Genomic DNA, 13,879 nt, shown 5'->3' on the forward strand with positions numbered 1-13,879 from the left:
GGTAGATCTGCGTAAGCATCTGACATCGCTTGAAGGCCTGTTGGGCAGATATCTGGGCAGTATGTAAAGCCAAAGTAGATGAGGCTGTATTTACCCTTAAGGTCTTCTTGTGTAAAAGGCTTTGCTTCATGGCTGTATAAAGAAAACTCACCACCAATAATTGGACTACCCTGCCCCATGTGGCCTGCTGCAGCACTATGCTCATCTCCAGCAATCATTGTTCCTGCCTTTTGTGCAAGGCTTTCTGGCGTGTAGTACTGACTATAAATGAGGTACATCATGCAAATAAGCACAAGGCTTAGAAATGTGTATTTGTGCTGACCAATAATTTTGCGCATAAGAGCTCCTTTAAAATAAAATGCTACACATGATGTGTAGCATTTTACAGATATTATTCCAAGAAGAACTGCGTTAGTTTTTACAGCAACGCGCCTCTTCTACTGAAGCTGAAGATTGGCATGCCATGTTCACCCATGCGCCCTGCTGCCACCTTGCAGTACGTGCATTACTATACACACACCACTGAGCATGAGTAAACGTATCGCGTGGCACCCCCATTGCATAACCAAGCTCTTGACAGCGGCGGTTTACAGAAATGGCATCATTATAGACCATATACCTGTTTCCTCCTGATCCAGGACGCTCCAGTCCTTGGTCCCATCTTACTGTTGTACAGGTCATACGGCGATCATCGACACGCGTATCCACGTAGCTTTTGGTTGCTGCATTCTGCGCGGCTGTCGGGTCAGACAGGCCTGTAATTCTACCATTAACAATCACACCATGGCTTGCTGTTTCAAGCTTTGCTGATCCAGCATGGTAGAGCGATACTTTGTTATCAGGATCTGCAAAAATCATTGTACGGTTAGTACCACTGCCGTTTTCAGCCTGAATATAAATTGGCGTACCGTGCTTATACCCTCGAATAACATGATTGGTTGCATCGTGGAAAATTCTAAAGTCAGCATCATTACCAAAACGAACCTGCATATTATCCTGCCACTCTGTATGACCTGTCACATTATCATTGGCATTGGCACGAATAAATGCTGAAGAATCAAGTCCATCAACTGTTGTGGCATCTACATTAGCTGTGCCAATAGTAATGGCCTGTGTACCTGTAATGGTTGCAGCTGTATTTGTGAGTGTAATACCTGGTCCTGCTGCAATGTTAGAGGTATCAAGAACGGTATAACCACCAGCCCCACTTTCATCACCAATCGTTTGTGTACGGTATAAAATCAAACCACGAGAGGAATCAAATGCAAGTTCACCATCAGCTCCAAGGTTATCAGGTTCTTTATTTTTTAACAGAATACGATCTGGGTTATTAATTTGCCCCGAGCCAGTCATCCACAACGTACCATTCGCATCAATTTGTGCCACATTGGTTGTATTGTTTCTAAAGACAAAACCACGGTTTGTGCCACCATTCATACGAAAGTACATGTTGTAATCAGAAGTCCCATCGAGATTTCCACCCCATGTCGCATCAGCAGCTGATGACATATAAATTTTGTAAGAATCACTATTCCAGAACTTCAACCCCTTACCATGGCCACTGGTAAACGCGAGGTTACCTGTGGTGGAGTCATCTGCATTACTACGAAGGAAAGATGATGCATGAAGCCCATCAACGGTGTCTGCATTTGTATTACCACCAATTTGCGCATCAACATAAGCTTTGGTTGCGGCATCTTGTGCGCCTGTTGGATCATTTAATCCCGTAATACGGCCAAACACTTGTAAACCAGCAGTAGACGTGCGCATTTTCTCTGAGCCATTATAGTAGACACTCAAGCGGTCATCTGGATCAAAATAAAGCATGTTACGGTTCGTCCCGGCTGCATCTTCACCCCCAAGGTAAAAGCGTGCTCCGTGCAGATAGCTTCTCATATATGTATCTGTTCCATTAAACCACATTCTAAAGTCAGCATCATTACCAAGGCGGACATTTTGGTTGTCTTGCCATTCTGTGTGCGCTGTTACGTTATCCGCAGCATCTGAGCGAATAAATGCCGATGCATGAAGCCCATCAACCGTATCTGCGTCACCTACCAAACCATCCACATAAGCCTTTGTTGCTGCATCATCAGACGCCGTTGGGTTTGCGACATCTTGTAGACGGTTCCCACGAATCGAAATTGTTGCAGAGGCACTTGTACTACCAAGGTAAACTTGCCCTCCAAACGGGTTAATTGCAAAAGACCCTGGAGCATTATTATTAGAAGCCTGCATTTCATTTGGATCTAGGCGTAGTTTCCACCCAGATGTATCGGCTGCACTATCTTGCAAGACAATAGAACCTTGTCCAACTGTATTAACAGCTGCAATATCAGCACCTCCAGTTACAGTCAACGCACCATCTGCATCTGAATTACCAACTGCAGCATCATCCGCAATCACAGTGCCTGATACATCAACACCAGCATTCACTGTTCTTAGTTTCTCTTCACCTTGGTAGTAAAAATGCGTGTTATCATCAGGGTCTAATGTCAGCAAAGTACGGTTTGTGCCACCTGCATCCTCACCTTGCAGTAAAATTTGGGCGCCATGTGCATAACTTCTCATAATGGTATTTGTACCGTTAAAGTCCATACGAAAATCTGCATCCGTACCGAGGCGCACATCCATGTTATCTTGCCACTCTGTGTGCGCATTAATATCATCATTAGCGTCTGAGCGCACAAAGGATGGACTATCAATTCCGTCTAATGTGTCAGCATCTCCGCCGCCGCCACCAAGTGTAATCCAGTTATTCCCATCACAATAGGCAACTGCATTGGCCGCATCGTTCCAAACAAGAGCACCTTCTTCAGTAGAATCAAAAACGTTTGCTGCACCAAAAGAAGAATTACTATCAGCATTTAATTTAAGCTGTAAAACCGGATCTGCTGCTGTCCCTACAGGTGCTGCAGGACAGATCGCATAAGCCTGACTGGAAGCCAAAATTATGCCTAAAATACCACTCATTTTCAGAATAGATTGATGCTTCATAATACCCCTCTTGCAATTCTTATTTTGCTTACAAGTCTAAACCAGCAAGCATACGCCTGCAAATTACACAGTCCTTTTTCCTCATATTCCTTATGGACCTCCATGCAAAAAGAACACATCAGAAGATGACATCCCTTTTAACTTTGAATAGAATGGCTTAAACAATAATAAGGCATTTAGGCACATGAACCTCTTTTTTAGATTTATCATCCTCCTTCTGACAAGGCTGATCATCAAAAAACCTCAAGGACCATTTGATCCCTGCACAAGTCGCTTTATTGTAAATCCAATGGACCTCGACCTGAACTTCCACATGAATAATGGCCGATACTTTTCTATCATGGACCTTGGCCGTATTGACCTCATGATTCGCGCTGGCATTTTCTGGAAGCTTTTCCGCCAAGGCTACTACCCAGTTGTGACCTCTGAAAGCATCCGATTTAGACGCTCCCTACAGCTCTTTGAACGCTTTGAAATGATCTCCCACATTGAATCATGGGATGATAAAGATTTCTACATGACACAAAAGTTCATGAAAGGTGGCCATATTATTGCCGAAGGCAGCATTAAAGGTCGCTTCAAACAGCGCGGAAAAGGCTCCTCTTCTACATCAGCAACATTTGCTGCCATGAATATCCCTTACGAAGAAAGAGAACTCTCAGAGCTTGCCAAGAGTCAAAAGCAAATTGAGAAGCTCCTTGCCGTGCCTCCACAAGAAAAAGAGCAATCAAAATAGCAGCTTGACAGCACTCGTTCCACTTTGTTAAACTAAGTTCATAAATAAAGAAGCTAATAGCCGTTCTGGCTGGTGAATTTCTACTTAATAACCGAGTATTACGTTTTTTAGCGTACGTTTAACGTACATTCACTTCGAGTTATGCCTTTATTTTCAAGGTACAACTCTCCCCACCCTTAACTCACCTCATGAGTGAATTGTGGATGGATTTTTGTTCTTTTATGGCTGCAAAGAGTACAAGGCGTACTTGAGCAGTCATAAAAAGTAAAAAGCCACCGCAAGGCGCCATGAGAATATGGAGGTATTATTGCTTGGCCTTAACGCTGTAACCCTACTCGTTGTTCTCACAACAGCTCTACTTATCTTCAACAAGAAGATCCTTAAACTTCACCCCACCATTGGCTTGATGCTTTCAGCCGTTATGACCAGTTTTGGCTTTCTGCTACTCAGCTGGTTTGGCGTGATTGATGTCACGGACCACATCACCAACCTTGTGCATGTTATGGACTTTCCTAACCTGCTTATGAACTGGGTGCTGCCCTTCCTGCTGTTTGCAGGCGCACTCAAGGTGAATGTGGCCTACCTGAAAGACCACCGCTGGGCCATTGGCGCCCTCTCCACAGTTGGCGTGCTTGCAAGCTCACTCATGCTTGGCATGATGCTGTGGATTATGGTGCTGCTGTTTGGCTTCCCGCTCAGCTTTCTGCACTGTTGGTTGCTTGGTGCCATTTTGATGCCCACTGACCCTGTTGTGGTCAGCTCGCTACTCAAAAAGCTCAACGTGCCCCGTAAGCTTAGTGCAAAAATTTCCGGTGAATCTCTGTTTAACGACGGCGTCTCGGTTATTTTGTTCTTGGCTCTGGCAGGTGCTGTTTCTGGTACCCATGCTGTTGCTGGTGGTGTCACTGGTATCCATGACCTGAGCATTCTTCAGCTACTGGCTTTGCCCTTTGTTGAAATTGGCGGCGCTGTCATCATCGGTCTTGTCCTCGGGCAAGTCGCATGCTGGCTCTTGCACCACAACACCGACCTCATCATTGAGCTCTTCATTACCATCAGCCTTGTTCTAGTTGCGGTCCTGTTGACCAACGGCCCCACCAACGCATACGGAATTGGCCCCAACATGCCAATGACCGTCGTGATTGCAGGCCTGTTTATCGGCAACAACGGACGCAAAACCAACAAACTTACTTGGGCTGCGCGTACAGAAATTGCCAATATCTGGGAACTGATTGACGAGTTCCTCGTCACCCTGCTATTTGTGCTGATGGGCATGATGCTTGTGATTCTGGAGTTGAACTTCATCTATGTGGTTGCCGGTGTTCTCACCAGCATCTTTGTGCTGATTGCCCGCTACGTGGCTGTTACCAAAACCATTAAATTTTTGGAAAAGCACGACATGGAGACGTTCACAGAAGGCTCCCTGCCGATTCTGGTTTGGGGCGGCATGCGTGGCACCATCTCTTTTGCGATGGTGATGATGCTGCCGATGAGTCCCGCACGGGACGTGATGCTTGCCATTACCTTTATCGTGGTGGCCTCGTCTATCTTTATTCAGGGCCTCACCATGGAGTCGGTCATTAAGCGCGCACTGCCCAAAGCAACCGCTGAGGAACGTGCCCCAAAGCCGAAAAAAGAAAAAGCGGAAGACTAACCTCCGCAATAAATCGAAAAAGAAAAGCGCCCCTAGGGGCGCTTTTTGATTAAAGGCTTTTTAAAACTTCTACTACATAGAAAAAAGCCCACATCTGCGGGCTTTTTTTAAATTCGTTTTCAGATGCATTTAGTGCCAGCAATTCCAATAGCTATGGCTTGCACCATAAATATAGAACCAAGCACTCGTCCAAGGCGGGATGGTTGCATTGCCCCAAGTACCGTTGCTACCACGAATCTGGCAGTACAGATAATACGGGCTATCATTGCCGATATCCAAGCGGTGATTCCCCCAGCTATCAACATAATAGCTCGACTGGAAGGCTGATGCAGGCGTCACAGAAGACAAGAGTGCAAAAGCAAAAGTTGCAGCAAGGACAAGTTTTTTCAGCATGAATATGCTCCTCAAGAAAGAGAGAAAAAAGGAAGGTACGAGATAATGTCTAACTTATCGACTCGCGGAACATACGCAAACTGGCCCTAAAAGGCAATAGAAAAACACACGTAGAGGATGTAAGGGCAGAAGTAGATTAAAAACGACCAACCAAAAGGGCCTGAATCGCAGATTCATCCGTGCCATCATCACCGAGCTTGTTCATCCAGTATTGATACTCAATACCAGCAAATACGCGATCTGTTTTACCAAAGAGAGCATGGCCAATATCGTACCTAAACTGAGGTTGCGCCAGAATATGCTCTTTTACTTCATTACCAAATTCATTATCACGCGCGCCAATGTACTCTACATGGCCTTCTACGCTAAACTTATGCTTTTCAGAAAGCTCAAAGGGATAGGCAAAACTTACATCAAAAATGAAACTGTTATCTTGTGAAGGTGTGCCACCTGCAGCAACGCCGCGGCTATTATCAATATAAGCAGCAAGGTCTGTATTAAAGAAGGTAAAGCCCGGCACATCCCAAGAAACACGCACACCAGGAATATACTTATACACTTTAGCATCCTTGGCCCAGTTCAGACCTGCCACAACACCTACGTCCTTAATCGGGCCGTAAGTGATTTCTTTATCTAAGATTTTTCCAAGACTAAAGTTGGCAAGACCTTCAAAGTAGATATCACTGCCAGAGTCATCGCCCTCAATAAAATCGATAAAGAAGAAGTTGTTACCGTACTTCCAACCATCAACATGCTGGAACGTGGTAATAAAGGTCTCTTGATCAAGGCCACCTGTGTATGGCCTATCCAGTGTACCGTACTGTAAGTGCACTTCATTCTTTTGCCAGTGGAACACGTCCCCTGCCCATACATTGAAAGAGAAAAGAACAGATGCTGCCGCCGCGAAAAACGTATTCATATTATGAGTGCCATACCTATTTAAAAGTTGAATAGAAAAAGCCTAGCACAAAGGGGGAATGGCACCAAAATTTCTAGATCTCAATGGAGGCATAACAGAACTTTTCTTAAAGCATGTGACGAATTGCAGACACAGCCTTTTCCTGCCTTTCTGCAAATGAGCCGCTGATAATTTTATACGCGCAACCGTATTCCTCTAAACGCTTTTGACAGACATTAAAAAAGTCTTTTCGATCTTCAGGAAGGTACCTGTGCGTATCATCCACCCAAGGAACATCCACATCAAGCAGCAGGTATAAATCATAAGACTGCTTTTTTACCCCATCCTCAATCCATGGATCACACTTGCCAAAAAGTTTATGGCTCCAGATTGTTGTGGTGATGAGGTCAGTATCACAAATTAAGAGTTGGGGCTCACTTTCAAGGGCCTGAGCAACCAGTTTCAGTTGCCCTTCGGCAATCTTACGCATATCCGGGTATGAGATATCACCGTCCTGTTCACGAATGAGCTGCTCTGCATACTCTGGAACCATGGGCGCGTTAAAGTGCTCTGCCAAATTTTTAACAAGCGTAGATTTACCTGTAGATTCTGGCCCAAACACACAAACTTTTACGGTCATGATGCAACCTTTCCAAAGAGTGCAAACTTTGCATAAGTTTCAAGAAGCTCCGGTGTGACTTCAGGACATCCCTCTTCATGCGCAAGCAAAGTTGATGCCTCCGCTATATCAAATGATATACCCGTTGCTTGGAATAGATCCATAGTACGATAGTTTTTAAACAATGTTTCATCTGCACGGCACAGCGCAAGATAAGATGCCGATTCTTCAGGTGACATTTCAGTGAGTGAAGACACTTTTGCAGCCCAGTCTTCTTGCGAGAGGGCACTTAAGGTTACACCATGCGTCTTCAAAGCGCTTAACAGTTGGTTCAGGCTTGCCCCTTGTTTATTCGCGACATGGTATGTCCCTGCCTGCTGTTTAAACGCCAACTTAAAGAAGGCTTTTGAAGCATAATCACAAGGGGTGATATCAATATACAGCTGATCCTGCACGCCCTCTGGATACACAGCTAGAGACCTCATGCCCGCAAAGAACATATTGATAAAATCTGATTTTGCCGATACGCCATGAGTTCTATCTCCAGTAATCAAACCAAAGCGATAAATTGAAACCGGCATGCCCGCCTTTTTCAACAAACAGAGAAGGCGATCACTTACCCATTTTGTTTGCGCATAACCACCGTAAACAACCTTGGTAGAAGACAGATCATCAGACTCATAAACAGTTCCTGTGTTTTGATCTGTTGCCACAAATACTGATAGGGTGGAGGCATAATGCAAATGCTTGCTTTGCCCCCTCACACAGAACTCTACAATGTGCTGCACGCCCTGAACATTAGACGCTTCTAAAGCTTCATAAGGCAGAACTGTATTCACATGGGCCGCGCAGTGATACACGCTATCCACTTTGGATGTTAAATCGCCCCAAACGTTCTCATTTAACCCAAGATGCTCTTGCGTAATATCCCCACAAACAGGTACCACACGCTGCCATTGCGCTTCTGTGAGCTTAAGGTTTTGCACCTGTAGAGCAGCTTGAATTCTCTGCAGAGCGGCCTCTGTATCTTTTGCACGCACAAGCGTATAAACCTGTACCGCAGTCCCATTCAAAATCTCCCAAAGCATTCTTGCTCCAAGAAAGCCTGTTGCCCCAGTGAGCAAAACGTGTTTTTGAATGCTTGAAACAGGCTGCATGTTAAGAGGTAAGATATCCTCCAAAATAGATGAGACTTTGCCTTCCAAAAGGCTTGCTGGCATACCACCCGTGTGCAGCATATCATTCTGATGTTCTAAAGCTTCTGCCATATCTTTTAAAACAGGCTTGGCTGCCACCAATGTTGGTGAAATATGCCACCCGACTTTTCCTGCTTGAATAGATAAATCTAAAGCCGCGAGAGAATCCCCACCAACCTCAAAAAAGTGACCTGTAGACGAGAGAGACTCAACGCCCAAAACATCTTTCCATACGCTTGCAAGCTTACGCTCTGCCTCTGTCTGCAAAGTATCTCTATCAGATAAAACCAACGGAACCTTTTCAAGCTGCTTACTATCCACCTTACCTGTCACCGTATGCGGAAGCTCTTTCATCACTTCAAAACGATATGGCACCATCCACTTGGGTAACTTTTGGCGTAAAGACTCGCGTAACTCATCAATAGAAAGATCTGCACCACTTGGCTGAACAAACCCAACAAGTTGCTCTCTTAAAGCTGTTTTTGATACGCCACGTTTGACAACCGCGCAACGTTTCACTTGAGGACAGCTCATAAGAGCTTGTTCAACTTCTTCAAGCTCAACAAGCTGGCCACGTATCTTCACTTGCCTGTCTATACGACCATGAAAGATAATGCGACCGTCTTCTAACTGCTCAACTTTATCCCCTGTACGGTAATAGCGTTTCCCCTCAATGATCGGGAATTTTTCTGCTGTTAAATCTTCACGATTTTGATAGCCCCTCGCCAGTTGCACGCCACTTATATAGAGCTCGCCCTCGCGTGCAGGCTCTCCATTCTCATCAAAAACATGATATGCCATATTGGGCACAACAGCCCCAATATCAGGAACAGTCCAATCAGGCGTACATCTCACCATACTGGTGCAAATGGTTGCCTCTGTTGGCCCGTAAACATTCACAAGGTTGACACGCTGAGACCATAACTTCACGGTTTCAGCATCTGGCACTTCCCCGCCAATCACCACACTCTTTAAACTTTCTGAAACACGCTGAGGGTCCAATAGTTTCAAAAAAGATGGCGGTAAATCAATATGCGTAACCTGCTTAGAAGAAACGATCTCATAAAACTCTTCTATATTTTGAAGCTTACACACGGGTTCAATATGTAATGTAGAACCGGAAAGAAGTGCTGTTCCAATATCTGAGATAGAGGCATCAAAACTATGAGAGAGATAAAAGAGCGCTTGCGCTCCTGCGAAGTACTCAAACTTTTCTATTTGAGCATTTAGAATATTTAAAAGCCCCACATGCTCAACCATTACGCCTTTAGGTGTTCCTGTTGAACCAGAGGTATAAATAAGATAGGCCAGGTCATGTAGCTGCCCTTGAACGGGTTCCGTAAGAGACTCATCTCCATACTCACTCTCAGGAGACAGGATAATTTTTACGCCTGCATCTTGCTTCATAAAGCTCTGACGCTCTTCAGGCAAATTTGGATCAATCGGTACAAAAGCAGCCCCTGTCATCCACACTCCAAGCATAGCCTCTAGGTAACCAATTGACTTATGAAAGTACAATCCAACCACATCTTCTGCACTTACGCCCTGCTGTTTTAAATAGCCACCAATCAGTCGCGCACGGTCCCATAGCTCAGCATAGCTGATAGCATCGTCTCCTTGTACAATCGCCAGAGTACTTGGGTACTGTTGAACAACCTTTTGAAGAGCATTTACAAACATAATGCTTTACTTCTCACAAATAAAAATAGCGCGCGGCATATGAGCGGTTAGCTTTTCATGGTTGACGCCACCATATACGTGAATATTTTTAAACCCAACCTCTTGCAAAAGCTCACGGATACGACTTGGCAAATACATTTTTGCCCCACCTGTATGAACCTTCTTCGTGCCATCTGGCAAAACAAAGGTCCAAACCTGTTTAAACATACCCGTTTCAATATCCATGTCATACTCACGAACCAGCATCACCTCTCCGTAAGGCGTTTCTCGACGCACCACCTTACATGGCTTATTTTGAATGAGCACATCTACCGTGTTGGTAAAATCAAGCGCAAACCTACCCCCTTCTTTAAGGGATTCATAAGAGCGTTTCAGCATCTCTTTATTTTGCGCATCGCTTTGTGAGTAGCCAAAACTTGTGTACCAGTTAAAGGCGGCGTCACAAGTCTCTTCAGGCATAAATTCAAAAGCATCTCCTGTATAAAAATCGGCTTGCACGCTTTCACCTGCAGCCTTACCTTTTGCACGCTGAATGTACGCATCACACTGATCCACACCAATCAGCTTCATCCCTGTGCGTGCCAGGCCCATACTTACAGCCCCAACACCACAGCATTGGTCAAATACAGTATCGCCTGCTTTTAAGCGTAGCTCTTTTTCTAAGAATGAAATTGTTGTTTTATATTCAGGGTCATGCACTTCATGCTCAAGCATCACATCCGCAAATACATCATCGTAAAAATCTGCCCACCAGTTTTCTGCTTTTGCTGTTCCAGTCATGGTTATACTCCCATATTAAATTTGTCATGCATCAATGCTGCTGTCAGAGATAGCATCAGTACAGGTTCATAAGCGGTTTGTTCAACAGGCGTCATTTTTTCTGTTTTATCCAGCAGATCTAAGAGTGCCTTTTGATTGATCAGAGAGAACCCTTTAAAGGATTCACTGCTGAGCGTATCTCTCATAAACTCTTTCATACGGCCAGATGTAAAACGGCTCACTGGTGGTGCCATAAAGGCTTGCTTCTGGCGTTTGTAAACTGTTGGCGTCAGTACATCTTTAGCCGCTTCACGTAGCACATGTTTTTCCATTTCATCGCGAATTTTCATCGTCAGTGGAACCTTTGCAGCAAACTCAAAGAAATGATGATCTAAGAACGGGACACGGCCTTCAACTGAGTGCGCCATTTCTGTGCCATCTCCCAAAGTTCTTAAAATGTAATTGGCAAGCGTGTACTTGGTCCAAAGGTAAGAAGACTGATCCACTCGGCTGCGCCCTGTCAGCTGCCCAGACACGTCTGTATCCTGCATAACTTCGGCAAAGTAATCAGTTGAAACACCCTCAGAAAGTATCGGTCTAAAACGTGCCCCCATTGCTGATTTAGCTTCAAGAAATGCAGGAACATAGCCAAGGCTCTTTTGTACCGCATCCATAGGTAGGGCTTCACCATACGCAATGTGCACACCAGCGGTCACAGGGTTATTCTTAAAGAGCTCATCTAGTTTTTCATCACCTTGATCTTGCTCTGTAAATAAATCTGTTCTGAGGTGTGAATAACCCGCTAGGGCTTCATCAGCCCCCTCACCACCAAGTACCACTTTAAAACCCGCATCACGAATGGCTTTACTTAAAAGATACTTTGCAGAAAGGTGCCCATTAATAGCGAGGCCTTCACTCATATAAACAGCATCAGCCATATGTTCTACAATGGCATCACCACTTACAGGTACCACATGTAAATTGGCCCCTAAAAATTCGGCTGTTTCTTTAGCAATATCCAGCTCGTCATATACGCCTGCTTCAAAGCTGACCGTAAAGCAATCGACAGGCTTATTTGAAAACTTAGACACAGTTCCAAGTACAGAGCTTGAATCTAAACCACCGCTTAAGTGGCAACAAATTGGTACATCTGAACGCATACGCAATTTCACAGATTCTTCAAAAATATCTCGACACTGCTCAACCAAACCATCCTCAGGGAGCTCATCATTTTGAAGAGGGAAATCAATATCCCAATACTTTTGAATCTGAACCTTGCCTTTGTTTGCTACTAAATAATGCCCAGGCTTAAGCTGAGAAACTCCAGCAAACATTGTACGCCCTTGCGGCTGATACTGAAGTGTTGTGGCCTGTAAAAATGAGTCATGGTCCCACTTAGCTTCTACCCCGTAGGCAAAGAGAGATTTAGCTTCAGACGCAAGGTACAGTTCACCGCCTTGTCCCATATAATAATGCAGCGGCTTAATACCAAAGCGATCACGCCCCGCAAAGAACATCTCTCTTTTTCTATCATAAAGAACAAAAGCAAACTCACCTCTTAGATGCTTCAAACACGCTGTGCCATGTTCTTCATATAGATGAATAAGAATTTCACTATCAGACTGACTTTGAAACTTATGGCCTTTACGCTCAAGTTCAGTACGTATGCGTGCATCGTCATAGAGCTCACCATTGACCACAGCCACAATACTTTGATCTTCATTAAAGAGAGGCTGTGCCCCCGCATGTAAATCTACGATGCTGAGTCGTGCATGGCCAAGCGCCACTGTGGCATCTTCAGAAAGCCACGTACCCATACCATCAGGGCCGCGATGAGAAATCACATCTAAAGACGCTTCTACGCGCCTTTGATTGACCCCAGAAGGGCTATAATAACTAACGATCCCACACATCAGAGCCATACGCACTTAGGAATTGCTTTTTATCCTCTTCGCTTGAGAAGACCTCTTCAAAGTTTTCTAGCGGGTGTACTGGTCCCCAAAGCTTCTCAACAGATTTGAGTTTTCCATCAGCTGCCATCTGAATGCACTCTTCAAAGGAGCCATAGTTTGTGCCAATGAGTTTCAGCTCTTTGCGAACAATATCATTAAACACAACACCCACTGGTGGGTACTTACGGCTTTTAATCACAATAATGCCTTGCGGCTTTACGGCTCTAATGAGCTTTTCCATGGTTCTATCATCAGCCAAAGTTTCTACTGCAAAATCGAGGCTATTATCTTCCAGCTCTTCTTCTGAATCCTTCATGCCCACATCTGTAAAGCCACAGGCTTCAAGAATGTGCAGCGTTAATTCAGAAATACGGTTACTGCCAAACACAATGCCTTTATCTGATGGCTGAATCCCTGCTTTTGTAACCGCATAAGATGCCGCAATAGGCTCCATATAAGCACCCATCATAAAGCTTACATGATCTGGAAGTTTAAAAATGGATCTGCCGGGCACACACACATACTCTGCAAAAGCCCCTTGGTGATCAATCCCCAGCATTGTGCTGTGTGGGCAGCACTCAGGTGTGCCGCGCGCACATGTTGGGCATTCTCCACAAGCAATAATCGGCATGCATGTTACGCGATCCCCCACTTTCACATGGCTTACATCAGTCCCAACGTCCGTCACGGTTCCAGAAAACTCATGCCCAAGCACCAGCGGATCAATCACGCGATCAATTTGCCCTCTGGCTGCATAGACATCTGTACGGCACAGCCCTGTGAGTGCAATTTGCACAACAACATCATTTGGCGAAGACACTTTTGGCATATCAACCTGATTGACTGAAACTTTTGAACCGACTTTTTGAACAGCTTTCACTGAAGGATCCTTTTTATAAATCGTTAACTGAGTAAAATTCTAAGAATTTTTTTAATTATTTCAACCTATGTTTTTAAAAAAACGGCCAGTCTGCCTATATAAAACACACTTACAC

The 13,879-nt window shown here is 44.7% G+C and carries 11 protein-coding genes; 2 read left to right on the plus strand and 9 right to left on the minus strand.

From position 1 onward, the window contains the following. Together VX730_03755 and VX730_03760 are read right to left on the minus strand one after the other, a co-directional pair. On the minus strand, nt 1-338 hold a 338-nt coding region (locus VX730_03755), incomplete at its 3' end, for an SCO family protein (GenBank protein MEC9291496.1). A gap of 73 nt (nt 339-411) precedes the next feature. Further along, nucleotides 412-2,997: a hypothetical protein gene (locus VX730_03760; protein MEC9291497.1), complete on the minus strand. Its 2,586-nt coding sequence runs from the start codon at nt 2,995-2,997 to the stop codon at nt 412-414. Nucleotides 2,998-3,181: 184 nt separating this feature from the next. Here VX730_03760 and VX730_03765 point away from each other — a divergent pair, with 184 nt between their 5' ends. Together VX730_03765 and VX730_03770 are read left to right on the plus strand one after the other, a co-directional pair. Then, a complete protein-coding gene (locus tag VX730_03765) occupies nt 3,182-3,733 on the plus strand; it encodes an acyl-CoA thioesterase (protein MEC9291498.1) in 552 nt (183 codons plus the stop codon). A gap of 295 nt (nt 3,734-4,028) precedes the next feature. Then, the gene (locus VX730_03770; protein MEC9291499.1) at nt 4,029-5,387 is read left to right on the plus strand and encodes a sodium:proton antiporter; all 1,359 of its coding nucleotides are present in this window, start codon (nt 4,029-4,031) and stop codon (nt 5,385-5,387) included. A 129-nt stretch (nt 5,388-5,516) separates the two neighbouring features. Here VX730_03770 and VX730_03775 read toward each other — a convergent pair whose 3' ends face one another. The 7 genes from VX730_03775 to VX730_03805 form a co-directional block, all read right to left on the minus strand. Then, on the minus strand, nt 5,517-5,780 hold the full coding sequence (locus tag VX730_03775; GenBank protein MEC9291500.1) for a hypothetical protein: 264 nt from the start codon (nt 5,778-5,780) through the stop codon (nt 5,517-5,519). A 136-nt stretch (nt 5,781-5,916) separates the two neighbouring features. Continuing rightward, on the minus strand, nt 5,917-6,699 hold the full coding sequence (locus VX730_03780; GenBank protein MEC9291501.1) for an outer membrane protein OmpK: 783 nt from the start codon (nt 6,697-6,699) through the stop codon (nt 5,917-5,919). Nucleotides 6,700-6,805: 106 nt separating this feature from the next. Continuing rightward, complete coding sequence (locus VX730_03785) at nt 6,806-7,318, minus strand: AAA family ATPase (protein ID MEC9291502.1); 513 nt, start codon at nt 7,316-7,318, stop codon at nt 6,806-6,808. Then, nucleotides 7,315-10,173 carry a non-ribosomal peptide synthetase gene (locus VX730_03790; protein MEC9291503.1) on the minus strand — a complete coding sequence of 953 codons (2,859 nt, stop codon included), beginning with the start codon at nt 10,171-10,173 and terminating at the stop codon, nt 7,315-7,317. The genes VX730_03785 and VX730_03790 overlap by 4 nt, the downstream gene beginning before the upstream one ends. A gap of 6 nt (nt 10,174-10,179) precedes the next feature. Further along, on the minus strand, nt 10,180-10,953 hold the full coding sequence (locus VX730_03795; GenBank protein ID MEC9291504.1) for a class I SAM-dependent methyltransferase: 774 nt from the start codon (nt 10,951-10,953) through the stop codon (nt 10,180-10,182). A 2-nt stretch (nt 10,954-10,955) separates the two neighbouring features. Next, entirely contained in the window at nt 10,956-12,854 is a 1,899-nt protein-coding gene (gene asnB, locus VX730_03800; protein ID MEC9291505.1) for an asparagine synthase (glutamine-hydrolyzing), read from the minus strand. Next, a complete protein-coding gene (locus VX730_03805) occupies nt 12,829-13,764 on the minus strand; it encodes an alcohol dehydrogenase catalytic domain-containing protein (GenBank protein MEC9291506.1) in 936 nt (311 codons plus the stop codon). The genes asnB and VX730_03805 overlap by 26 nt, the downstream gene beginning before the upstream one ends. Between the last annotated feature and the right edge of the window lie 115 nt (nt 13,765-13,879).

It is taken from the genome of Pseudomonadota bacterium, assembly GCA_036141575.1.
In the GTDB taxonomy this organism is placed as follows: Bacteria; Pseudomonadota; Alphaproteobacteria; order UBA2136; family JAPKEQ01; genus JAPKEQ01.

Excerpts from the sequence above, each read along its gene's own strand:
- VX730_03760 (MEC9291497.1), bottom strand. The coding sequence starts at position 2,997 with ATGAAGCATCAATCTATTCTGAAAATGAGTGGTATTTTAGGCATAATT.
- VX730_03765 (MEC9291498.1), top strand. The coding sequence starts at position 3,182 with ATGAACCTCTTTTTTAGATTTATCATCCTCCTTCTGACAAGGCTGATC.
- VX730_03770 (MEC9291499.1), top strand. The coding sequence starts at position 4,029 with ATGGAGGTATTATTGCTTGGCCTTAACGCTGTAACCCTACTCGTTGTT.
- VX730_03775 (MEC9291500.1), bottom strand. The coding sequence starts at position 5,780 with ATGCTGAAAAAACTTGTCCTTGCTGCAACTTTTGCTTTTGCACTCTTG.
- VX730_03780 (MEC9291501.1), bottom strand. The coding sequence starts at position 6,699 with ATGAATACGTTTTTCGCGGCGGCAGCATCTGTTCTTTTCTCTTTCAAT.
- VX730_03785 (MEC9291502.1), bottom strand. The coding sequence starts at position 7,318 with ATGACCGTAAAAGTTTGTGTGTTTGGGCCAGAATCTACAGGTAAATCT.
- VX730_03790 (MEC9291503.1), bottom strand. The coding sequence starts at position 10,173 with ATGTTTGTAAATGCTCTTCAAAAGGTTGTTCAACAGTACCCAAGTACT.
- VX730_03795 (MEC9291504.1), bottom strand. The coding sequence starts at position 10,953 with ATGACTGGAACAGCAAAAGCAGAAAACTGGTGGGCAGATTTTTACGAT.
- asnB (MEC9291505.1), bottom strand. The coding sequence starts at position 12,854 with ATGGCTCTGATGTGTGGGATCGTTAGTTATTATAGCCCTTCTGGGGTC.